The 1,247-nt window shown below is 67.6% G+C and carries 1 protein-coding gene; it reads right to left on the reverse strand.

Annotation, left to right across the window (positions count from 1 at the left end):
- Window positions 1-13: 13 nt before the first annotated feature.
- Window positions 14-1,164 (reverse strand): IS3 family transposase gene (locus tag J1M41_RS07865; RefSeq protein WP_098471310.1). Its coding sequence is split into 2 segments (ribosomal slippage): window positions 14-894 and window positions 894-1,164, totalling 1,152 coding nucleotides; the frame shifts between segments, so codons are not numbered across the junction.
- Window positions 1,165-1,247: the final 83 nt, after the last annotated feature.

Below are 1,247 nucleotides of genomic sequence, written 5' to 3' on the forward strand. Positions count from 1 at the left end.
TGAGCCGCCCCCTTCATTCGGTCCGGACGTTCTGTGAGTCGTCGGTTTCCATTTGATGGGTGCACTGCCGAGCGTACTCGGCTGGGGTTAGGTAGCCGAGCGAGGAGTGCCGGCGGTGGTGGTTGTACTCGTCCTTCCAGTCGCCGATGATGACCTGTGCGTGCAGCAGCGAGTAGAAGCTGTTGATGTTGAGGCACTCGTCGCGGATCCGGCTGTTGAACGACTCGACGTACCCGTTGCGCCACGGCGAGCCCGGAGGGATGTAGGACAGGCCGGTGCGGGTGCCGGCCCAGTCGGCCATCGCCTCGCTGATGAACTCCGGCCCGTTGTCCGACCTGAGCACCGCCGGGGCGCCCCGGGCGGCGACGAGGTCCTCGAGGTGGGCGGTGAGTCGGTCGGCGGTAATCGAGCGCTCCACGAGCCCGCCGATGCACTCCCGGGTGTGTTCGTCGACGATCGAGCAGATCTTGATCGGTCGTCCGTGCTCGTCGGCGTCGAACTGGAAGTCCACCGCCCACACCACGTTCGGCGCGTCCGCCGTCGGCGCGTCGACGGTCGAGGACCCGACGCGCTTGCGTCGACGCCGCTGCGGGACCCGGAGCCCTTCGTCACGCCACAGGCGTTGGATCTTCTTGTGGTTCACCACCCACCCCTCGGCGCGGGCGTCGTGATACGCCCGCCGATACCCGTAGCGGGGATGGTCCTTCGCCCAGGCGCGCAGCCACTCCCTGAGCGCCCGATCCGGGTCCGCGACCGTGTCGCCCTTGAGCGGTCGCCGGTACGCGGAGCGGCTCAGCCCGACCAGACGGCACGCCATCCGTTCGCTCACCCGCAACTTGCGCTTGAGGTGATCGACGGCGGCGCGGCGCCTGTCCGGGCTTAGAAGTTTCCCTCAGCCAGCTCCTTGAGCGCGGCCTTCTCCAGCTCCGCTTCCGCGAGCAGACGCTTCAGGGTCGCGTTCTGCTTCTCCAGCTCCTTCAGGCGCTTTGCGTCGTCGGCCTTGAGGCCGCCGTACTGGTTCCGCCACCGGTAGTACGTCTGCTCGGACACCCCGAGCTCCCGGCACACCGCCGCGACGTCCTGACCATCGGCGAGCATCCTGTCGGCCTGCCCGAGCTTACGGACGACCTGCTCGGGGGTGTGACGCTTCCTGCTGTTCGTCATGATCTGACCAGTCTCCCTGCCCGCGACCGCGGGCAACAGGACGACTCTCATAACGACTGGACCTACGAAACGGGGTCAGCCCA

Source organism: Micrococcus sp. KRD096, assembly GCF_017168495.1.
GTDB lineage: Bacteria > Actinomycetota > Actinomycetes > Actinomycetales > Micrococcaceae > Micrococcus > Micrococcus luteus.